Raw genomic sequence first — 21,188 nt, 5'->3', positions numbered from 1 at the left:
AAGATTGATAGGAATTAATATGGCACTTTAAACACATATAAATCAACTAAAAGGATAATTAAAAATGACATTGTGTCATATTTATGTAATGTAAATTGAAAAGAGAAAGTAGCTGTTTGATATTTAATACCATTAACTACTATCTCTTTTCTTTGGTTTATGTTTTAGATTACTACTCTTTTGTAAAATGATGAACATTAAATAAAATGTTGTCATTGACTGCTTTTTCCATTTCATCAGAAATAGAAGGTGGGCTGTTATCGTTAGCAGTAATAGTAATCATGCTTTCTAAAGCATCAGCCCAGCAATATAAATGGAATGATGTGGGAGTTCTTACACCACATTCCCATTTACTTACCAATCGGTCAGCAACACCTAGCGTATGGTTTAACTCGTCTTGGGTAATTCCAAGTTCGAGCCGTCTGGCTATGAGTAGTAACACGACATCCTTTAGAAAGTCAGTTCTAGTTTTATTGGGGTAATTAAACTTCATAGTCATAATAGACCTCCTTGTTGTAATTCCTTTTAAAAACTAATTGGACTGGAGCTTACGCACTCAATGGTTAATTTTCCATAAACAAATTAATACAAATTCGTTACAGTTGTAGTTTTTAGTGCGTATTCAATACTTTCATTAAGTCTTAGGTATTTCTTTCATAGAAAAGCAGAAAGGAATCTCTATGGTAAAAACAATTACAAATAATGATGTTATTCTCCTCGACCCTGACGAAGAGACTAAAGTTGTTACCCAACTTTTAATCGATATGAATGCCTTTATTTCAATCAAGACTGCTGAGATAGCCACTACATTGGATAAAACAACGCAGTATAGGGAACGTAAGGCAGGTAGGTTTCCTAAGTTACATTCGATAACGGCTTTAGGTCAAAGGAAAGCTTATAGGATACAGGATGTGAAACAGTGGCTAGAAAATCCATGTTCTTATTCTTCTTCAGAGGTTCATGACGGTTAAGAATAATATCTAAAGGTAATATCTCTTGTCTGAGTACATCAAATGTAGGGACGCTCTCAATATTTGGGCTATCAATAATTAAATTAATAGCTTTATTGAGGGCGTTCATTGCATTCTTCTTTTCAACATCATAAGTGTATTGGTCATAAACATCGGTAATATCATTCCTTACGTGGTTTAGGCACATCTTTACCAAGTCCTGGCGACCAAATAGACCTGCTAAGATTGTAGCCCCAGTTCTTCTTAGATCGTGAGGTGTGAAGGGTTCTTTGATTTTAAAGACGTTGAAATGACGTTTTATGGGCTGGCAAAGAGTCCGATTGTGCAATGGTTTAAGATTTGTCTTTATAACACCACATTTTGAATACTGTCCAGTTGAGCCAAACACCAAACCCTTTCCTTCTGTGTATTTTCCGACCTCTTTCAAGATGTTCATTGCTTTATCATTAAGATATATTCGATGCAAATGACCATTCTTTGTTCTTGGCAATGTCCAAATACGTTCATTAAAATCAATATCGGACCATTTCATTTGCCTTACTTCACCACCTCTGGCTAGGGTCAGCAACATAAATTTTAAGGCATATCTAACAATAGGGGTCATTTTGATTTTATCAACTCCATACCAAAACAAGTATATCTCTTGGGGTGTGAGATGTCTGTTTCTTTTCTTTTTCTTGATATTTAGCTTGATGTCTAAACAAGGATTATCTCTACGTCTCATCAATCCCATATCTGAGGCAAAATTAAATATCCGTCTTATGTAACTGTAAAGATGGGTTGCACTACTAGGAGCTTCCCTTATTGTAATGATTTCATTGAAGATTTTAGCCAAGTCTTTTGGTTCGATTGTAGTAATTTTTCTTTTTCCTAAATGAGAGATTAAATCTTTTTTCAAGCATTTTTCTTCGACTTTATAGCTCTTTTTTCCTGACTTTTTTGAATGTTCTAAATATAGTTCTACGAGTTGTTTGACAGTCAGCTCTTCATCAAACTGTTTTTTTAACTTTTTTAGTTCATCACTTGGGTCTGTTCCGCACTCAACCTTTGTTTTGGCTTCATTATACAATCGATGCGCTTCACTCAAGCAAACTTTAGGGTATCTTCCTAAATTCAACTTTCGTTGTGTTTTGTTAATTCGGTAGTAATACACCCAGGTTTTTGTTCCTTTCGGTGACACCCTTATACCGAAACCTGACAACCCTTTACACCAGAAAATTTTGCTTTTATCTGTTTTTAAATGTCTTATTGTAGGGTCTGTAAATTTTAGCGAAGTAACTTTTTTGGAAGCAAATTTGGAAGCAAATTTGGTGTTTTTGTCTGAATTTAAGTACTGCATTATGCAATCTGTCCTTTCTTGAAAACAAATAGTTAATGCTTGAATACTTAAAATCGGGGAGTACTGATACGCACAGTAAAACCCTCTACGCCTTTATCATCAACACCTACAAATAATACTGGACAAAGCGAAGAAATATATCTATACACTCATAGTCCGTATTTGTACGGTGTGCCCTGATAGCTCAGTTGGTAGAGCAAACGACTGAAAAACTGATTTTATCAATCTCTTTACCCAACTTAACCTGTTGAATTTAAATATTATTATCAAACATTAACCATTTGCGATTACTTTTTAGAAGCAAATATGGAAGCATTTAAGCATTGAAACTAAAAGATGTCAAATACTATCTAATGCCACCAATTAATTTACATTAATTAAGTCGTAAAAATTTTTTAGGATTCTCTCTCTAACTATGTCACTATTTTCATGATTAGATTTTAATCTTACTAGGCTATCAAGAATAATATCAACGGAAGTAGGAATAAAAGGCTTTGAGTTTAGCGAAGTAAAAGGGCCATCTGTTTCTATTAATAGTTTATTTAAAGGAATTCGTTCAATAATTTTTTGCCCATTCTTAGACTTTGTCATTGAGTGGTTAATCGAGAAATAAGCCCCAATCGATATTGCACGATCAAGCTCTCTCAAAGAACCGGAATACCAATGAAGAATAATCTTTCCTGAGAACTTATCGCCAATAATATTGAGTACTTCTTTTTCAGCCTTTCGGCTATGAATTGTCAATATTTTGCCACCCTCTTTATCGCAAGCTTCAATTATTTTCTCAAACACTAATTTTTGAGTCTTAAAATTCTCAGGTGACTTTTTAAAATTATCCAATCCAATTTCACCTATATATTTAGCTTTTGGAAGTAACTTAATAAATTGGTCTATTTCATTTTGCCTCTCAAAAGCTAATTCAGGATGAAGCCCTAAGGCTGGTCTTAAGAACCTTTTATTTAGCGATATTTTTTCTGTATAGAAAAAAACAGTTGGGCTGTTCGTTACGGCGATAGTATAGACTTTATTTTGCTCTATCTTTTCAGCAATACCCTCTGGATTAGGCATTAAATCTAAGTGGAAGTGCGTGTCATGATATCTCATTTTAAAAATTCGTTTACCTCGTCCATTCCGCGTAAATAAGTGTCAATATATAAATACAGGTCATCTTTTGATTCAAACGGGAGTGACCCAGAACTTAATAAATCAAACATGACTGACTCTTTGGATTTACCCTCAAGTCTTTTAAGGGCTAGTTTGAAAGCTCGAATGTCACTGCCAGATTTTTTCTTAGGATGCGGTGTAGATTTTGTTATGTCATGAACATATTGAGTACCCGTTATATTGCTTTTTTTCTCTGCTGACCGCCTTATGATACATGGGACACAATACCCACAATGAATTCCAGGTGGAAGCTTCGCATAGCGACTAATTTCAGAATGAGAACAGGACAATGTCGTTGGTGAAAGTTTTTTTAAAATTTTCTGATTTTTACATTCAGCCATCATTTCACCTTTAGTTTTTAACTGGTAAGGGTTGTAAACCTCATTTTCAATGCCTAATTCCCTTATAATCTCAATAAATAGTGATATGTAGAAAGGATGTGTCGTCCTAGTACTGTGACTACTAAGACGAGTGCCTGTTAAAGGTACATTTAATGAAATAAGACCGTTTTCTGGTATGATAAATTCAATATCATCCCCGAGTGAATTTGCAACTGTAAGCCCCAAACATATAAATAGAAATGACCTTGCCCTAGAGCTGATTTCCTTTGTTGCATTTTTGTGTTTTTGTTTGGGCTGTACATAAAACTGACTAAACGCAAATGCCTTATCACCATAATAATTTGATAATTCACTATATAATTTAGTTTGAACACTACCTTCAGACCCACGTTTATAATGGCTCACGAACGCAACTTTGGTTTTGTTTTCTAATAAATCTATCGCTCCAACGAATGAATCTAATCCGCCTGAAAATAAAGCAACTTTTTGGATTTTCAATGGATTAGGATTTGATATTAATTCCATTTGTTTTCCATTTGAATCTACTTTTTTTCTAAATTCAATTTCCCATTTATCACCACTTAAAAAAGACAATAATTTTTCTAATTTAATTTTGACAGCGTCCCATTCATTTAATGAATAGACTGGGTAATTTATTTTAAAATGTCTACTCCAACCTTGAAAACCATACCTATCTCTAGATACAATCTGGTCTATAGTATAAACACTCAAGGCTAAATGCATGAGGTCTTTTGCCATTAGACTTGGGGTTAAATTAAGTTTATCGAACTCTTTAAATACGTTTGTGCTTAAAATTGAGTTCTGATCTTTTATATCATACGTGTTAATACTTAATTTTTCCTCTGCGGATGAAATTTCCACATCAAAAGAATCCTTCGTATCGTGCTTAATAATTATATTCCAAGTTTTCATTTTTCTAATGTTGAATATGCTAAATCAAATACCTCTGTTATTATCTTTTGTCCTTGACCGCTATTTAAGTCAATTTCTGTAACATCAATTTTTTTAAAGTTGGATTTTACCTCTTCTTTAATAAATGTTTTCATTTCATTTTCTAAGTCTATAGCTTCAGTTTCAGTTAAGTTATTTCTCTCTAGAGCTAGTCCAGCCTCATAAACAAATTTTTTAAAGATATAGGCACTAACAAATTCCAATACAGTTTCAGTTAACATATCCTTATCTAAGCTATCCAATGAGTCTATGTCTTGACCTTGGTCTTCTAGTTTATTGTAAAGTTGTTCCATTGCCATCATAACAGCAGAACGAGCAATAGCATCATCGTTAGTTGAACCAATAGGAGCAATCTCATCAGCAATTCTGGCAAATACTTCTTCTGTAGATTTTCCTATACAATCAGATAAATTATAATTTCTAAGTGTCTGCTCAAAACCATTTTTTGAGACACCGCCCCAAAAGCCAATATAATTACCGCCAGTATTTATACCAGCTCTAGAACCTCTAGTTGCCCCTTTTGAACCACCACTAGACGACACATAAGACTTAGCGAATTTTTTGAAACTTGCACCCTTCGTTCCATTGGCAATTCTTGTCAAATAGCCTTTTGTGGATGATAAATCTTGTGTTGGTTGGGGACTATTATCTTGTTCTAAAGGTGAACTCTCGTCTTGTTGTTCATCATTACTTCCCTCTTGCCCATCCTGATTTTCTTCTTCTGGTGTTTCTGGGGAGCCACTTGGTAAAGCCCAATTTGGAAGCAATGGTGTTTTGCCTTTAGGTCCTCCTCCTGATCCTGATGTTCCCATAGTTATATACTTCTATTTAATTTTTTGTTTCGCTATTCTAGAAAGACCTTTGTTACTTGTGCTCGTACTCCAAACTTGGAGTAACTTAGACCCCATTGGTTCATAATCCGAATCCTTAACTATATCCTCTACCCATGTAGCAACACTCAAAGGTAAAGCTTGATGTGGCATACTATTTATTAAACTTAATAGTTGAGATATAAGTTCTCTCCTAACAGTACAAAAATCTATTAAACGCTTAAGTGTGGAAGTATCCCCTTTTTGTTTTCCCTCTTGAGTCATTTTTTCTGCCAACGATTGGTAAATGCCTGAAGCATCACCTATGCTTATAGAAGAAGCCAATTTTAAAGCTGAATTTCGTATCGTTTCAGAATCACTCATCAATTTCCTAAAAACTTCCTGTGCTTGAGAACTCATCCTCTGCAAATTAACCCCTGAAACTGAAAGCTTATCCCGAGAATAATAGAAATAAGATTGCAAGTTTTCATCTGCCAATAAGGGAGCTTGTGTATACCAATTTTTTAACCAAGAGTCTTGTAAATTTGCATCTTGCTCAATAGTTAGTTCTTTATCATCCTTAGAATTAGTCCCATTAGCATATTTCTCTAAAAGCCCTATTTCTGGTACAATGCCATCATTATTTGCTTGCTCTTCGTAAAAACTTTTAAAAGTTTCAGGTTTAAAATATTCAAGGAGCATTAACTTAGACAAAATTCGTTTATTTAAGGTTTCACCTTTCGATTTAGCCATTTCTTGTCTTAGTAACAATGTATTTAAAAATCTTTTAGTTTGCCTAGGATTGCCATTCAATCCGACAGTCAAAACTGGAATTAATTGAGCAGACAAAGACAATGTCTCTTTTAAATCTTCGCTAGCGCTTTTTACAAAATCTTCAACATTTTCCAAAGCAAAATTAAAACCAAATTGATCTTCATTCTTTTTCTTTAATACACTCTCTCTAACAAATTCAAACTCGCCTATATCAGTATAAAGACTGGTAAACAAAAGATTCACATAAACTGCTAGCTCTTGACCGTTCAAAGGAGGTATTCTAATGGGATATTGAATTAATTTTTCAAGATAATCACGTCCAATTTCGGTGTTATCTCCTGGGATATCAGGAAATCGTCTCCTTACTGCATATCTAATTAAACGCTCATCCGCGCCAATAACAAAGGCTGTGTTTTTGGCAAAAAGGAAAAGCTTAATTGCCTCCAATGTGGCAATAACCGTATCATGTGAACACCTATCTAAATCATCTATAAATACGATTATTTTTTTAATTTTTGTTTCATTTATCAACTCTTCAAAATTTAAATGAAACTCTTGGATATTTGTCCTTAAAGCTTCATCTGGGTCTTGTTCTGTTTGAGTCTTAATGTAGTCCTCATAATTAGTAGTAGATAACTTTTTTATAATGTCACTTGATGTGGTAAGAGCAACACCAGCTGGCCCCATAGTTAAATACCCTAATCCATGCTTTACAGCAGACCTTCCTAATTTTATTAGGTCTATTTTCCTCAGCAACTTAGCGGCTAACTTGAGTCCTTTTTCTCCTAAAGTTCTTTTCTTAATAATTTCATCAACAATTCGACTCATAAGGACAGTCTTTGTGTCTTCATATCCCTCAAACAACCAACCATTAAAACTAATTGTTAGAATATCATCATCGTCATTATATTTATCACCAATCATTTTCATAAGACTGGATTTACCGCTTCCCCAATCCCCATAAATTCCAATACTACAAGGGAGTAAGGCTTCATTATCAATTATACTTGTAACAGCACCTACAAGGTGCTGAAAATCTATAAAGTCAGAGTTGGTTTCGTTATCGTTCCACATAATTTTTGAATATCCAAAATACTTTTATGTTCATAGTTGTTATAATACTACAAATCTGAACAGACGCTTTCGCTTATTATTATAAAGGGCGAAATACACAAAAGAAAAGCCAATTAATAGCAATCTTCTGAATTAATTCTTAGGAAGAAGTAAAGTATAAATATAATTAAAAAAAACAACTTTTTGATGTAGAAAATTTTAGTTAGAAAAGAGGTATAATAGGTTTGTGCCCTATAGCTTAGAAGACGATTGATAGGCTTAACCTAAATAAAAGCCAATAAAAATAACTCTCTGTAATTGCTTTATATTTTGTCCGTTCTATAAATTCTTAAAAATTTCACTGACAAAGTTGTCTATATTATTGTCTTAATTATAGCATAACTCTTTTTCGAAGTGAATTGCTTTTTTTTATTCTTCTGTTTTGAAATTAAAATTTAAATCTTTTTAAGTCAATATAGACATATAAATTCCATTAGAATTTATTTTAACAACTTGGTCATGTTTAATTGACGACAGCAGAGAACGATCATCCGTTTGAAAAACAAAATTTACAGAAGGGTCTTCAGTAATTACATATTGAACGTGATCCCTTAATCGTTTATTGCCGTGATCAACAATTAAAGAAATATTTTTATCGTCTTGTTCTAGCATTTCAAGAATATCTAAAACTCCATAATCATTTTTATTATTTTTATAATCAACAACTATAATATTGTTTGAGTTTAAGACTCCTTCAACTTTTTTACCCATATTTCTGCAATCGAAAATTTTTCCTTCAATTGTACCGACAGTATTTATTATAGCTGATGCCCTTTTTTCTTCTACTACAAATGGGGTTTTTTTCCAATTTTTGAGATGTTTTTCTGAAATATATCTAATTTGTACAATATTTAAATCACCGTTTGGGTTAAATAAATACTCTACATCTAAAGGTTTCTTAAAATTGTCGAATAAAACTTGCATACATTTTACTAATCTTGCAGAAAAATCTAAACCAGATTCGAAATCTCCTAACTCTTTGGGAAATTGAATCGTATTATTTTTAATGCTTAAAATATGTGGATCACTTTGGTTATTAGTCGTTCGTGGTCTCGTTACGTACTCAGTTCGAAGATGATTCTTTGTACAGTAAGCTGTCCCATGAATTAGGTTTTGTTCTATACCTTTGTTGACAGGCTTCATATACATTAATCCAATAGTACGTTTAGAATTTATGTTATGCCTATTATAATATAAATCTGCATATCTAGTAAATCTTCCAGCAAGCACTTTTGCAGAAGCATAAATCAAATTAGTATTGTTATTATCGGGTACAAAACTTTTATAGACACCTGCAAAAGATATGTTGGGATATAAATACTCATCATATGGAGTCGGTCTAACTAATAATTTTTCTTCATTCAAAGATTCTTTTATATTTGAAATTAATTCTTTTTCAGAAGTTAGGTATGACTGAAAAATGTCAATTAGTCCATCTTCAATATTCATCCATTCTTTTGTAGTATTTTTTTTTAAAGTCCTTAAATTCAAAATTGAAGTTGATATTTGTGAATCAACTTTTCTGCACAAATCAAATCCTAAAGTGATAAATTCAGGAACATAAAAACCTCCGAAATGAGACAATAATTTAGCCTTTTCCAGAAAATCATTTCTTAATCCTTTATTTGTTCGTTGTTTCAATTTTAATTAATTATTTAATTTATTTCTATAATACCAATTTTGGTTTATCACTATATGGACGATACCAATTAACCGCAGTAGTGAATTTTTGTTTCCAATAAATAGCACTGTTTTTTTTTGATATTGTGGAAGGAATTGAATCATCTACTTTCATATACTCATAAATTTTCGACGGGACTAAAAAATATTCTATCAATTTTGCACCATATAATCTCTCCCTGTAGTCATGAAACCCAACCTCGTAAAATGAATTACAAAAAAACCCTATTCTATTGATTATTCTTCTATCCAATACAAGAAGAGCAGATGTATTTAGGTCTTGAAGAAGATTAAAATTTAGGTTGTTGATAATTCTATTTTCTATAAAAGACTTTTCAAACTTCATTTTTTGTTTTTCATTATTAGTTTTGAAGTAACCAATAAAATTCTTAGACGACATATAACTAAAAACTATATAATCAAAGAGTCCTTCTTTCAATATTTCTATATCATCTTCTAATAAGATTATAATATCCGAATCTCTATTCAAGAGTTTTTTAATTAATAAATTTTTACTTGTCCAATTTCCAATTCCACCAGTAATAGTTCTTGCAATAGTAGTGCACTTTAAAATCTCATCAATCTCGTTACTATTCCTATCAACAACAATTTCAATATTAAAATTTATAATATCCTCAATAAGAGAAAGGTGATAGATTATATTTCTAAGCTTGTGAGGCCTACAAACTTGAAGACCTATACCTATTTTTAGGTTATTATACATTGACTAATTATTTAAATGATCAAGCGCATACGATATTAATTTTTTTAATAGATCTTGGTCACCGTGATATCGATTTAACAAATCTTCGATGGATAGAACATCTCTTTCAAATGCATCGTGCGATGGCTCGAATTTACCTATAGAGAAAAACTCTGTAGTGAAAAATAACATTGATCTATTTGAAAATTTAGGTGTCAATAGTGCAAATGGCAAAGCTTTATAAAATGTTGTTCCAGTTTCTTCAAATACTTCACGCTTAAGGCTTTGCTCTAACGTTTCATTAGGTTCTATATGACCTCCAGGAATGTCCCATCCTCTTTCATTTCGGCATGACAGAATATTATTTTCTTTAAAAGCAATTAAAAATACGGATGTTATAATCTTATCACCCGTAAAAAGAGCCTTTTTATTATCGAGAATATCAATATTATACTTAACCATAAATCTATTAACCTAAGTTTTCTAATTGTAGAAATTCTTCTGAAAGAAGAAAATGCCTATTCGATTTACTTGTCTTTAGTACTTTTTTAAGACTTGCTGTTATTATAATCATTTCAGACTTTTCAATTTTGAAAAACGATTTAAAAACAATATTTGTAATTATTACTTTATATTTTTTCTGAACTAAACTAACCAATAAAGCAGTATTATATTTCTTGCTTTTAATTTCGATTTTTGGCAATTTAAAGCCATTATTTCCTTTTAAAACTAATAATTGCCCCTCCTTATTAAAAATAAGTAAATTTGTGAATTCAAAAAGACGTTCATCTTTCTCGCCGAATTCTTCATTACCTTTCAAAATGTTTTTTCTTGCACAAATTGTCATACTCCAGGAATTTTGAGAATCATCATTAATATTCAGTACTTTACTTATGTCTAGCTCTTTAGAGACATTATATGCTTTGGATAAAGACGGTATTTTATCTAAAAATGAAAGAACAATCTCTTTATTACAAATAATACGATGCCTCCATCTACTTTCTGTATTTTTATGCATATAACCTACCCCGTATAGTTGTGTTAAAGCCGCCGTTTGCTCTTCTAGAGACAACACTGGTCTCTTCTTGTGATCTAAGTTATCGATACTATTCATATGTTTAAGTACGATTGCCAAGTCAGGTAATGATAGCCTTAATATTCCTCCAGGTTTAAGAACTTTGATCCATTGATTTAAAATATCTTCCCAATCTTCCAAAAAAAAGTGCTCAATAACATGTGAAGCTCTTACTTCCCAAAAACGATTTTCCCATTCATCAGGTAACTCAATAGAATTAAGCTCAAAATCTGCATATTCACTTTTAATATCAATATTTAACCACGGTCTTGGAAAGATGTTTTCTTTAATAGAACCACATGCAATGTTCAATTTAGAAATAGTTTTAGGGAGTATTAGTTCAGTTTTTTTATTCATAAAATTTTCGTTTTGTACTTAAGACACTTGGCCATAAATTACATGGTTTCTGTTTAAAACCGAGGCTACAGAGAAGCAGCTTAAAATTTAGCTCTAGTTTAGAAAATAATCGTGATATTCTTTTTAGAAAAATATAAATTATCCAACAAACCAGAAGACCATATGATTTTTTATTCTTTAATGAATTTGGTATAATTAATTTATAATATTTTTTAGTTTTCTTTTGATATTCAGGGAATAAAATATCAAGCCTTATACATTCTATTGCAGTTCTTCTTTGACTCAAATAAAAGTCATAGAGATTGGTTATCGGATTGAAATATACAACTGCTAAATCACATTGCTTTATTACATCCTTACCTTTATGGTAAAGAATAGATTTAGATAGAAACACATCATCAATCATAGGTCCATCTTTTAATCGAAGATAATTTTCAATATATCTTTTTGCCTTAAAAGTCTTATCTAATATCGAAATTCTATCATTCCTAATTGCAAATGCACGTCCAGTGAAATAATTTTGCTCTTTGCGCATTTCTGGATAAAAATCTGGTAAATTAATTATTTTCTCAATAGTACTTTTTGCTTTTTTATGAGATATGCATTTAGCCCAAGCAATTTCCAAATTTTTATTTTGTTCCATTTCATTGATGAGTGAGGCAATACAATTCTCATTTAAAATGATATCCGCATCTAAAAAGATAATAAAATTATCATTACTCTTACTCTTCCATACTTCTTTATGAGCATAAATTTGACCTTCTTGACTCTTAAGTATTTTAAAACATATATTTTTATCGTCTTGAAAATAGGCATATTCATTAACTAATTTTTCAGTATCATCATTACATCCATTTAGAACTATAATAATTTCGAACCTAATTGAAAGAGAAGCTTTTTTAGTAGATTTTATAATTGAATCTAAACAATTAATTATTGTGTTTTCTTCGTTTCTGGCTGCAATTCCTATTGTAATTTCTTCAAGAAAATTTATCATTTTTTATTAGAAATAGATATTTGGAGCAAATCAACTAATCTCCTTTTAGTTGTTTTTAAGAAATCTTCATTTGAAGCACAATGAATGACTTTGATGTTATCTGTATTTAAATTGAAATCGTAGTCATCGAGTTTTATTTCATTTTTCCAAAAGGTTCCTATATAAGTATCATGTGCCAATGCAGTTTCTCGAAAATTGTTCTTTAGGGTAATATCAAAAAAGCCTTGTTCATCACACCATTTACTACCAAATCGTAAAAGGTATTCGATAAAATCATTCACTAATTTCCAGTTCCTAATAAAAAAATCTGTTGGATATAAAATTATATGAGCTCCTGGTTTGGGCATCTTTTTTAAATCTAGTTCATTTTTGAATCCTATTTCTTCCAAGATTTTTTCTGCATTTCCATGTGAAAAAAAATTACCTTGACAATGAGTATATTGACTATTTTTTTCTATTGATTCAAACAATTCAATTGGGTTTGAAAAAAAGAAACAATCTGAATCTATACTTAGTATTCTTGATTTATCAGATAAAAATGGGAAATCAATTAACCTTAAATGAAATTTAAAATCCTTTATTAATTTAAGTCTAGATTTATAGAAATCATTGTTTCCTATGATTTCTTTTAGTCGAGAATTAGCGTCATCTAGTAAAATAACATTTATAAAAGGGAAAATTTCCTTTATTAAATCCTTACATTCTTCATTAAAACTACCATCTTCGTGTATGTATATATTTAGGTAAAACTTTGAATAATAATAGAAACTTGTTAAAGATAGAAGAAGGTCTTCAAAATCATCTTTACAACACAAAATTCGACATTCAATATCATTTTTTTTAGAAAATTCCTTCGAAATTTTTTCTATATTTTTATCTCTTCTGAGATTATACATAACCTTTCTGATAATACCTAAAATTATTATGTCAATCATAAATTCTCAAATGATTTTATTTAAAAATTATTTTTAAGTATAATGAAATACTAAGCCGTATAATATACACATTAATAGTTATATTATGAAGTTCAATTTTGTGATTCTTTTTTCCAAACAATAATAACATTTTTAATAAGGGGGTTCGCTTCATCTTTCTTTTGTAGATATCTTTTATCCGTAACCCTAAGAGTTTTTAAAGAAAATTTAATTAGATAATCATAAAGTAATTCCAAACAAAATCCTTTAACCGTAACCATATGAGTTGCAAAAAATATTTTGATGACTCTTTCCTCATTTTCCACACCAAGCCAAGAGGTAAGGTAATGACTGTATGGGAAGTTCTGTCGTGTTCCATCAAGCAATATAAAATCTATGGTCTTGGTATCTCCAACTTCATATACCTTAAAATCTTCATCCTTAATTTCATCTATTTCTTTCTTTTGACTAGCCTTGGCAATTTCCAAGCTCTTGAATTTATAGTTCTGGCTCATAATCAATGTCTTTAATTTGTGTTTTTAATACCTCTCTTGTCTTTTCTGGGTTGATATCTATGGTTTTAGTCTTGAAATAATCGTGCTTTATGAGTTCGGTTGCCCCTTGCCGGTCACCTGATTTTTGAATTTGTTCCAGTAAATCTTCCTTGTCATCCGTATAGATGGTTACATTTTCTCTTGCCCTTGATACCGACACATAAAACTGTTTTTGATTGGATGCGGGAAAAGTTACGGCTGGTTGTGAAATGAACACTTTATCAACCGTTTTTCCTTGGGCGCTGTGAGAAGTAGAAGCGTACGCATAATCAAAATTACCGTAATTGGCTTCAAGTTTATAAATCGTATTTTTTGACCTTGATTCCTTAACCACTTCAATTTCACCTTTGCGGTTAACTTTTGTAATTCTTAACTGAGTGCCGTTATTCAATCTTTTGCCATTAGTATCAAAACCGTTTTTGGTAATCTTTATCTCATCCTTTAAGCTCAATTGGATTTCTCTTGTTAGATACACATCATAATCCTTTGCCCTTTGGGTGGGCAGGATATGATGTTTTCCCTCTTTGTCTTTAACATAGATTTTTTTATTCTCAATCTTATCAACGCTTAAAGCAGAACCACGTTTTAAACCTTCTAAATTCTGGTTCAATTGAATGATTTGACCTTTTCTGTAGTTTCGTAAATCTTTCTTTTCGGATTCGGTCAGATGTAAATTCTCATAGATAGTAACGTTCTTTTCTCTTTTTCCTAAAAAGCCATTTTCTCTCAAACCGTTTCTAATAGCCTGATTAGTCTCTCGAACCTTACTTTTTGTAGGGGCAATGACCAAAGCGGTTTTTTTCTGCTTTTTTGACTCCAGAAAATCATTTACTAGAACATTATCTATATCAGATGGAGAACATTCTTTAATACATCCTTGGCTTTCCAATTTATCAAAGCCTGTTTTGATATTGCCCTCACTAATATCCTTGACTGCTGACTTATAATGCTCTTCTTTTTGCCTGTAGATGGTTTCCATTGAAGCATAGGGGATATGGGCAACTGTTTGTAAAATGCGCATAGCATCGCCACGGTTGACCGCTGAATGTTGTTTCGGGTCACCCGATAGAACAAGTCTGGCTTTTTGCTTTTCTGCAACGTCCATCAAAGCGACCATATCTTGTGAACCGAGCATCCCTGCCTCATCAACCCAAATTACTTGCCCTTTTGTTTGTTCTTGGAGTTTCTTGTCAATTAAGAGCCTTGCAACTGTATCAGCTTTCTTGAAGCCCTCTTTTTTGAGAACATCCCTTGAAGCCTCAGCCGTAGGTGCAAATAAAAACACGTTTTTACCTGTTCTTTCAATCTCAGGGACAATTGTTTTAAGCAATGTCGTTTTTCCTGTTCCTGCACCACCTCTAATCATTGTCAGGTTGTTTTGGGATTTCATGACATGCTTTATCACATTTTGTTGTTCAGGATTTAAGTGCTTAAACTTTGAAACATCAAAATCAAATGCCAAAGGATGTAATCTGCCAATACCACTACGAGCAATATTCACCATTTTGCGCTCTTCTTTATGGACTAAATCAGTTGTACATAGGCGTTGACTTCCGACTTGAACTTTAAAAACGTTGTCATTCTTTTCCAATGCCCTATCAATATCGTCCAATGACAAATGTTTGTTGTCTATGGCATATTTATAACCTTCAGCTAAAATCTGCCTATCTCGTTTAACAGAGTTTCTTGTGAAAACGTGGTCTATAGAATGTTCAATGGATTTCTCAGCTGTGAGGCTCAAATCCGTTGTAGATTTTTCCTCTTTTACGTTCTCATCTATACCTTCTTTTATGAGTTGTTTTTTCCAGTCTTCTCTAAGTTCTTCCATTGTTAAGCCTTTTTTCTTTCCCGAACGTGTTCTAGCCCCTAATTGGTCCAGTTCCTTTTGGGATTGAATGCCCTTTTCTTTGGCTACTTGGCCAATAAGATTGGTGCGTTTTGAAAAATGGTCGATTGCCTTTTGTGGAATCATAGCCAGTTCAAAGCCGTTCTTGGTTTTCCTAATGTCGTAACCAAAACTGGAAAGCTTATCAGCTAACCGTTTTTGAAATCGGGCTTGGTGATAGGGCATATCCCTTTTGATGTTATGAAATTGCCCTGCCTTGAACTTGAACTCAACTTGGTCATAGGTAGCATTGAAACAGAAAATATGGGCGTGTAAGTGGCAGTCTGGCGCATTGTTTCCAACTGGACGAGCGGTTTGATGGATAAAATCAGCCCAAAGTAACTCGCCTGTATGCCTATCATCTTGCTGGTTCTGCACCCGAATACGAGCTTGGGCATCCTGTTGTATGTCAAGCATTGTTTCTTGAACACTTTGCTCAAAAGCTTTCAGCACCCTTTTGTCAGTGCCTAAACCGTGAAGAATTGAAACAGATTTTGGGCAATGGAATGAAATGTCATAACCGACACGTCTATCCTTAACAGTTCTTTGGGTAAGAGAGTCTCCAGTTGAAGGATTGATATTATCGCATAACTTATCAAAGGTGTCTTTATCAACGGTTTTGCCCTCAATACCTAAACGCATGGCAATCTTGCCATGAAAGCATCCGTTCATTTCTTGATCTTCGATGTAGTAATCTGCCTTGGATAAGGCATCCTTAAAGTAATTCTTAGCTTGAGCCGAAGTCTGGCTCTGAAACATTCGTATCATGCACTCTCATTCTTAAAAGATTAAACTTGTCTTTTAGAACTGAATTTTGCATATGACTACGCACAAGGTTAGAGAGCATAATGTTAAGTAAAGATAAGAAATACTTTCTCTTTTTTTTGTAAACTAAAGTATTTTTGATTGTGGATTAGTGTTCAATGATTTTTAACTTAAATAATGATGTATAGATTTAGACCAATTGAAAGCCTGTTGGGTAAGTATAAGGAATTAGAAAATCAAGAAATTTATTTTGCGTCACCTGAAGAGCTCAATGATCCAATGGAAGGATTAAGGGATGTCTTTTGGCAAGGTGATGAGATAGTTTGGCGGAATCTTTTTATAAACTATGCAAAAAGTTTACAAAGGATTTTTGCTCTAACAGTAATCTTAAATGAGAGCAAGGAGATAACAGAGAGCGATATAAAAGTATCTTGGGGATTATTTAACTTTAACTCAGTTCAAGATGAAAAGTTAAATAGAGAAATTATACAGGTATTATTTTCTAATAAGTTTATCAACAACCTAATCCTTAGCTTTCCTAAAAGAAAAAAACCCATCAGGAGATCTGAGTTATTATCCTATTTACAAATCATTCATCCTTTTGTCTTAAATAGCATTTCGCATATTTTCCTTAAAAATGGATTGATAGATAAATTAATATTTCATCAAAATCTAGACAGATTTGAAAACGCTATGAAAAAATCAGGAAGTTTACCTGAACTAACCAATAAACTTGAAGAAGAAGCTAACCCGAAACTTTCTACTGCTCTTTTTGATTTCTTTAATCATTATGCACAATCTAATGCTTTGAAAGCTCAATTATCATTTTCAGATGTAGAAATCAAAACCAATGCTTTCTTTCTGATATCTGAATTTCCAAATAAATTTATATCAAAGCTAGAGAATGAAATCTATCCGGATTGGTACTCAGCATCATTTTTAAGAAATAACAAGAACTCTGCTTTGTGGGGTCATTACGGAAATAATCATCAAGGTGTATGCTTGAAATACAAAACCACTAATGAAGGTGAAAAACTAACCCTCAACTTAGAGACAGAATATGGTTATAGTAGTGCTGGACCTACAATAGGAATGAGACCACATTCTTTCAAAAAAGTAGAATATCATAATGAACATGTCAGTATAGATTTTTTTAGGTCTTTGGGACGATTGTCAAAGAATCAACTCAAAGCTTTGTGGTATAAAAACGATAACCTTAGTTTAAGCGTTTGTGGTTCACACCTAGAATCAAAGCAAGAAGAAGATAAGTGGCGAAAAAACTATTGGGATAACTTTAACAAAAGTTTGGTTATAAAATTAAAAGAATGGGAATATGAGGATGAATACAGGTTGGTTGTTCATGGAGATTTAACAGACTATTCGAAAAAAGAAAAAAGAAAATTAAAATATGATTTCAAAGACTTGGAGTCGATCACATTTGGTATAAAAACACCCAATTCATCAAAACTTGAAATAATTAAAATTATTAATAATAAGTGTAAAGCCATTAACCGTAAAGATTTTGAATTCTATCAAGCTTATTATTCTAAGGGCTCAGGACAAATAGAAAGCTTTAAATTGAATTTATAATTTTAAGGCATAGGTTTAGCAGAACAGACACTCAGGCTTTTTTAATAAAGCAATCATTCCTGCTTTCCAATCTGTGCGTATTAAAGTCATTCGTTATCCCCTTATATCGATTGAGATGACATACAGCGATAACACCAACGCATTGATTAGCCCTTCACTTGCCCGCACCTAAACCGTGTGGTTACGGGCCAATCAATTCTGCCTTGGTGTTGTTTTCGCCATATCATCTCATTTTAAATAAAAGGAGTTTAAAGATGACTACTAAAAACACAAAACAAGATAAGCCTGGTGACCGCCCTACTCATGGTCTCTATGTAAAGAGTGACCAATTCGGCAATCCTATAAATATGCGATTTTCTGCAATTTGGAACAATCCTGAAAAAGGCTATATGAGCCTAAGCCCTGAAAAACTTCAAATTAAGGAGAATCCTAAAGCTGAAAATGGCGAGCCACGTTTTCAACTGTTCCTTAAAACCAAGATTTATGGACAAGATGCATCCATTCAATTTGGAGAAATCAAACCTGAAAAAGAAGCTAACTGCTTCGAGGTCAATCTTGGGGATTTAGTGATTTTTGAAAACAAACCTCGTGATGTAATTGAAAACAAACAAGCTTCACAGAAGAAAACCGCCGTTAATGGACAGCCACGGCCATAAAACGATAAAGGGGCTTTTTGCCCCTTTATTCTTCTAAGGAAAGGAAATTTTAATGTCCAAATATTCAAAAAAAGATATTCAACAAGAAATTACAGACCAGATCATTGACCTATTGGATAAGGTCAGTATTGAAAACTATCAACCACCGTTTGGTCAGCTCTCATCTTTGGGTTTACCAATAAACCCAATAACCGAAAACCCCTATCAAGGAATAAATATTCTTAGTCTATGGTTACATCAACAGGCTAAAGGCTATACATCCAATGAATGGGCAACCTTTAAGCAATGGGATGCAATCGATGCCTCGGTCAAAAAAGGTGAAAAATCCAGCAAAATTATCTTTTATAAGACCCTAATCAAATCGAAAGAAAATAGTAATTCTGAAATTGAAGAACTAAAGATACCGATGCTTAAGGTTTATAATGTTTTTAATGCCAATCAGATTGAAGGGTATAAACCCGAAATAGAAGAAGTTCAGATTGATAAGGTAAAACCTCTAAAAGCCCTTGACTTGTTCTGTGAGGAAACTCATGCAGTTGTTAAACATGGAGGCTGTCAAGCCTATTATGATATGGTCAATGACTATATTAATATGCCGATGAAAACTCTATTTCAAGATACGTCTCAGGCAAATGCAACTGATAATTACTATGCGACTTTGTTACATGAGCTTACACACTGGACTGGTGCAAAGCATCGTTTAAATCGCTTTGGCGAGCAAAACAAAAATGATGATATCAAGGAGAAATATGCTTTTGAAGAACTCGTTGCTGAATTAGGGTCTGCATTTCTATGCGCACAACATGGTATCACGCAAATACAACCTGAGCATCATGCAATCTATATTAAGAGCTGGCTGAAATCTCTCAAGGAAAACAAGACTTATATTTTTAAAGCATCTGCCCAAGCTTCTAAAGCAGTTAAATATCTAAATGACAAAGAACCAGTTTTGAGTATGTAAATATTCTACCACTTTATTCTTCTTAGGAAAGGAAATGGAATGAACTATAACACCAAATTATTAGCAGAGCAAAATGATATGTTCAGAAAACATATTGGAATGCTTGAAGCTGATACCATTGAGGTCAAGGGCAAATATTGCATGACGCAAGGCGTAGCGAATCTTACCAATTTTCAAAAATTGGATACGCTTATCAAACTTTGGGAATATAATGATTTTTCGGTTGAAGAGGATGTTTATAATGAGCATAGCTTTGGTCGCATTACCTTGGATGAAAACAAACAGGATATTCTATGGAAGATTGACTACTTTGACACAAATTATGAATATGGTAGTGAAGACCCTAGTAACCTCAATATAACACGAAGAGTTTTGACGGTTATGCTACCAAGTGAATATTAACTCTATTTAATAGCTTTTAAGATTAAAGCCATTCAGATTTGGATGGCTTTTCTTTATTGAGCAAACCCATAGACATTTCATAGTATTAGTTTTGTAGTTTTGGGGCTTGCAGCGCTTCGCTCGCTTTTTAGTACCATGCCAATATTTGTTTATAGACTTTAAGGTACTTTCCAAATTTCAGATAATGGCTTATTTCTAAGGTGTAAAATGGCTTTCATACAGTGCTACCCTCTATCGATAAACACAGCTTTTTAACATCAGACATCTCCCCTAAGCAGTGCTTATGACTTTTTACATTTAATTCCCTAATCTATTTATTTAATTCAAGCCACCTTTTGTGCGTTCTAAGAACTGATGTGTGAGACCATTTTTTACCTCTAAGGGTTTTGATTCTTTTTTTGTTCAATTCTTTAGCTAGATTTCTTGAAGACTTAATTCCGCTCTCGGTCATTTTATCAATTACTGGTCCAATTTGTTTAGCAAAATCATCAGCAGTATTTGAAATTTGAGTTCCAATATTTGGGTTACCATGGTTGAGGGATTCCTTATTACTAGAAACATGATTTATAGCTGAACACACTAGTTTTGATAAATGCGGTTCTTTTTGACTCAAAAACGGAATTTTTAATTCTGTGATTAAATCAAGTAATTCTTTGTTCTCTAGTACAGGATATATGCTGGTAAATTGAATAGTGTTTCTGTTGTCAATCCAGTTTGAGGCAACTAAGTGAATAACTTCAGGGTTACGAGCATCAATTAATTCCTCTTCGTTAAATTCAAAAAAAGATAGATCTTCTTTTTCGTTGTCCACTAGCAACTCCTTTCTACATTGTTTTAGTTCATAGGTATCAGTTAGTAGTTTATAAAAATCGGTTAAATAAACAAAAGACTTATCTCTAAAAGCTTCACCATATTCTCTATTGTCATAAAATGCAATTAAAATATCTTTTTGAGTGATTTTTCTTCTGATATCCAAAATGTAGTCAGCCTTTTGATAGATATATTCAAGAAAAGATTTAGCCCTTTGCCAAATGCCTAATCTATGATGTATATTAATAGATAAATGATTGTTCTGGATGACTTCTTTTGTTGCCATGTTATGTTTTACAGAGTTTATTTGAAAGCAATTTAATAAAAATAATTAGAATTATTTTGGAAATAAACTA

19 protein-coding genes are annotated in these 21,188 nt (G+C 32.5%); 4 read left to right on the top strand and 15 right to left on the bottom strand.

Features of this window, described 5'->3' with window-relative positions:
- Nucleotides 1-172: 172 nt before the first annotated feature.
- The 14 genes from IEW41_RS03610 to mobF form a co-directional block, all read right to left on the bottom strand.
- Complete coding sequence (locus IEW41_RS03610) at nucleotides 173-493, bottom strand: helix-turn-helix domain-containing protein (RefSeq protein WP_188604967.1); 321 nt, start codon at nucleotides 491-493, stop codon at nucleotides 173-175.
- Between the two features lie 362 nt (nucleotides 494-855).
- On the bottom strand, nucleotides 856-2,310 hold the full coding sequence (locus IEW41_RS03605; RefSeq protein WP_188604966.1) for a tyrosine-type recombinase/integrase: 1,455 nt from the start codon (nucleotides 2,308-2,310) through the stop codon (nucleotides 856-858).
- 363 nt (nucleotides 2,311-2,673) lie between these two features.
- Nucleotides 2,674-3,414 (bottom strand): Qat anti-phage system TatD family nuclease QatD, encoded by a 741-nt coding sequence (gene qatD / locus IEW41_RS03600; protein WP_262891369.1) that lies wholly within the window; start codon nucleotides 3,412-3,414, stop codon nucleotides 2,674-2,676.
- The gene (gene qatC / locus IEW41_RS03595; RefSeq protein ID WP_188604964.1) at nucleotides 3,411-4,748 is read right to left on the bottom strand and encodes a Qat anti-phage system QueC-like protein QatC; all 1,338 of its coding nucleotides are present in this window, start codon (nucleotides 4,746-4,748) and stop codon (nucleotides 3,411-3,413) included. The genes qatD and qatC overlap by 4 nt, the downstream gene beginning before the upstream one ends.
- On the bottom strand, nucleotides 4,745-5,599 hold the full coding sequence (gene qatB, locus IEW41_RS03590) for a Qat anti-phage system associated protein QatB (protein WP_188604963.1): 855 nt from the start codon (nucleotides 5,597-5,599) through the stop codon (nucleotides 4,745-4,747). Before qatB ends, qatC begins: the two co-directional genes overlap by 4 nt.
- Before the next feature lie 12 nt (nucleotides 5,600-5,611).
- The gene (locus IEW41_RS03585; RefSeq protein WP_188604962.1) at nucleotides 5,612-7,444 is read right to left on the bottom strand and encodes a KAP family P-loop NTPase fold protein; all 1,833 of its coding nucleotides are present in this window, start codon (nucleotides 7,442-7,444) and stop codon (nucleotides 5,612-5,614) included.
- 444 nt (nucleotides 7,445-7,888) lie between these two features.
- Nucleotides 7,889-9,124, bottom strand: a complete 1,236-nt coding sequence (locus tag IEW41_RS03580) for a hypothetical protein (protein WP_188604961.1) — start codon at nucleotides 9,122-9,124, stop codon at nucleotides 7,889-7,891.
- A 25-nt stretch (nucleotides 9,125-9,149) separates the two neighbouring features.
- Complete coding sequence (locus IEW41_RS03575) at nucleotides 9,150-9,887, bottom strand: hypothetical protein (protein WP_188604960.1); 738 nt, start codon at nucleotides 9,885-9,887, stop codon at nucleotides 9,150-9,152.
- 3 nt (nucleotides 9,888-9,890) lie between these two features.
- Nucleotides 9,891-10,328, bottom strand: coding sequence for an NUDIX domain-containing protein (locus IEW41_RS03570; protein ID WP_188604959.1), 438 nt, complete (start codon nucleotides 10,326-10,328; stop codon nucleotides 9,891-9,893).
- A 7-nt stretch (nucleotides 10,329-10,335) separates the two neighbouring features.
- Nucleotides 10,336-11,298, bottom strand: coding sequence for a class I SAM-dependent methyltransferase (locus IEW41_RS03565; protein ID WP_188604958.1), 963 nt, complete (start codon nucleotides 11,296-11,298; stop codon nucleotides 10,336-10,338).
- Nucleotides 11,291-12,295, bottom strand: a complete 1,005-nt coding sequence (locus tag IEW41_RS03560) for a glycosyltransferase family 2 protein (RefSeq protein WP_188604957.1) — start codon at nucleotides 12,293-12,295, stop codon at nucleotides 11,291-11,293. Before IEW41_RS03560 ends, IEW41_RS03565 begins: the two co-directional genes overlap by 8 nt.
- Nucleotides 12,292-13,230 carry a hypothetical protein gene (locus IEW41_RS03555; protein ID WP_188604956.1) on the bottom strand — a complete coding sequence of 313 codons (939 nt, stop codon included), beginning with the start codon at nucleotides 13,228-13,230 and terminating at the stop codon, nucleotides 12,292-12,294. The genes IEW41_RS03560 and IEW41_RS03555 overlap by 4 nt, the downstream gene beginning before the upstream one ends.
- 92 nt (nucleotides 13,231-13,322) lie before the next feature.
- Nucleotides 13,323-13,697, bottom strand: coding sequence for a hypothetical protein (locus IEW41_RS03550; RefSeq protein ID WP_188604955.1), 375 nt, complete (start codon nucleotides 13,695-13,697; stop codon nucleotides 13,323-13,325).
- 10 nt (nucleotides 13,698-13,707) lie between these two features.
- Nucleotides 13,708-16,416 (bottom strand): MobF family relaxase, encoded by a 2,709-nt coding sequence (gene mobF / locus IEW41_RS03545; protein WP_188604954.1) that lies wholly within the window; start codon nucleotides 16,414-16,416, stop codon nucleotides 13,708-13,710.
- 174 nt (nucleotides 16,417-16,590) lie between these two features.
- On the opposite strand from mobF, the gene IEW41_RS03540 reads away from it, so the two are divergent.
- From IEW41_RS03540 to IEW41_RS03525, 4 genes are all read left to right on the top strand, one after another.
- Nucleotides 16,591-18,003 carry a DUF2971 domain-containing protein gene (locus IEW41_RS03540; RefSeq protein ID WP_188604953.1) on the top strand — a complete coding sequence of 471 codons (1,413 nt, stop codon included), beginning with the start codon at nucleotides 16,591-16,593 and terminating at the stop codon, nucleotides 18,001-18,003.
- 254 nt (nucleotides 18,004-18,257) lie between these two features.
- Complete coding sequence (locus IEW41_RS03535) at nucleotides 18,258-18,659, top strand: hypothetical protein (RefSeq protein ID WP_188604952.1); 402 nt, start codon at nucleotides 18,258-18,260, stop codon at nucleotides 18,657-18,659.
- 52 nt (nucleotides 18,660-18,711) lie between these two features.
- Nucleotides 18,712-19,620 (top strand): ArdC family protein, encoded by a 909-nt coding sequence (locus IEW41_RS03530; RefSeq protein WP_188604951.1) that lies wholly within the window; start codon nucleotides 18,712-18,714, stop codon nucleotides 19,618-19,620.
- A gap of 39 nt (nucleotides 19,621-19,659) precedes the next feature.
- The gene (locus IEW41_RS03525) at nucleotides 19,660-20,022 is read left to right on the top strand and encodes a DUF3768 domain-containing protein (RefSeq protein ID WP_188604950.1); all 363 of its coding nucleotides are present in this window, start codon (nucleotides 19,660-19,662) and stop codon (nucleotides 20,020-20,022) included.
- Between the two features lie 310 nt (nucleotides 20,023-20,332).
- Here IEW41_RS03525 and IEW41_RS03520 read toward each other — a convergent pair whose 3' ends face one another.
- A complete protein-coding gene (locus tag IEW41_RS03520; protein WP_188604949.1) occupies nucleotides 20,333-21,118 on the bottom strand; it encodes a hypothetical protein in 786 nt (261 codons plus the stop codon).
- Nucleotides 21,119-21,188 lie beyond the last annotated feature (70 nt).

Source organism: Aquaticitalea lipolytica (genome assembly GCF_014641635.1).
Taxonomy (GTDB): Bacteria; Bacteroidota; Bacteroidia; order Flavobacteriales; family Flavobacteriaceae; genus Aquaticitalea; species Aquaticitalea lipolytica.
This window is presented reverse-complemented; position numbering and strand designations above follow the sequence as displayed.

Excerpts from the sequence above, each read along its gene's own strand:
- IEW41_RS03610 (WP_188604967.1), bottom strand. The coding sequence starts at position 493 with ATGAAGTTTAATTACCCCAATAAAACTAGAACTGACTTTCTAAAGGAT.
- IEW41_RS03605 (WP_188604966.1), bottom strand. The coding sequence starts at position 2,310 with ATGCAGTACTTAAATTCAGACAAAAACACCAAATTTGCTTCCAAATTT.
- qatD (WP_262891369.1), bottom strand. The coding sequence starts at position 3,414 with ATGAGATATCATGACACGCACTTCCACTTAGATTTAATGCCTAATCCA.
- qatC (WP_188604964.1), bottom strand. The coding sequence starts at position 4,748 with ATGAAAACTTGGAATATAATTATTAAGCACGATACGAAGGATTCTTTT.
- qatB (WP_188604963.1), bottom strand. The coding sequence starts at position 5,599 with ATGGGAACATCAGGATCAGGAGGAGGACCTAAAGGCAAAACACCATTG.
- IEW41_RS03585 (WP_188604962.1), bottom strand. The coding sequence starts at position 7,444 with ATGTGGAACGATAACGAAACCAACTCTGACTTTATAGATTTTCAGCAC.
- IEW41_RS03575 (WP_188604960.1), bottom strand. The coding sequence starts at position 9,887 with ATGTATAATAACCTAAAAATAGGTATAGGTCTTCAAGTTTGTAGGCCT.
- IEW41_RS03570 (WP_188604959.1), bottom strand. The coding sequence starts at position 10,328 with ATGGTTAAGTATAATATTGATATTCTCGATAATAAAAAGGCTCTTTTT.
- IEW41_RS03565 (WP_188604958.1), bottom strand. The coding sequence starts at position 11,298 with ATGAATAAAAAAACTGAACTAATACTCCCTAAAACTATTTCTAAATTG.
- IEW41_RS03560 (WP_188604957.1), bottom strand. The coding sequence starts at position 12,295 with ATGATAAATTTTCTTGAAGAAATTACAATAGGAATTGCAGCCAGAAAC.
- IEW41_RS03555 (WP_188604956.1), bottom strand. The coding sequence starts at position 13,230 with ATGATTGACATAATAATTTTAGGTATTATCAGAAAGGTTATGTATAAT.
- mobF (WP_188604954.1), bottom strand. The coding sequence starts at position 16,416 with ATGATACGAATGTTTCAGAGCCAGACTTCGGCTCAAGCTAAGAATTAC.
- IEW41_RS03540 (WP_188604953.1), top strand. The coding sequence starts at position 16,591 with ATGATGTATAGATTTAGACCAATTGAAAGCCTGTTGGGTAAGTATAAG.
- IEW41_RS03535 (WP_188604952.1), top strand. The coding sequence starts at position 18,258 with ATGACTACTAAAAACACAAAACAAGATAAGCCTGGTGACCGCCCTACT.
- IEW41_RS03530 (WP_188604951.1), top strand. The coding sequence starts at position 18,712 with ATGTCCAAATATTCAAAAAAAGATATTCAACAAGAAATTACAGACCAG.
- IEW41_RS03525 (WP_188604950.1), top strand. The coding sequence starts at position 19,660 with ATGAACTATAACACCAAATTATTAGCAGAGCAAAATGATATGTTCAGA.
- IEW41_RS03520 (WP_188604949.1), bottom strand. The coding sequence starts at position 21,118 with ATGGCAACAAAAGAAGTCATCCAGAACAATCATTTATCTATTAATATA.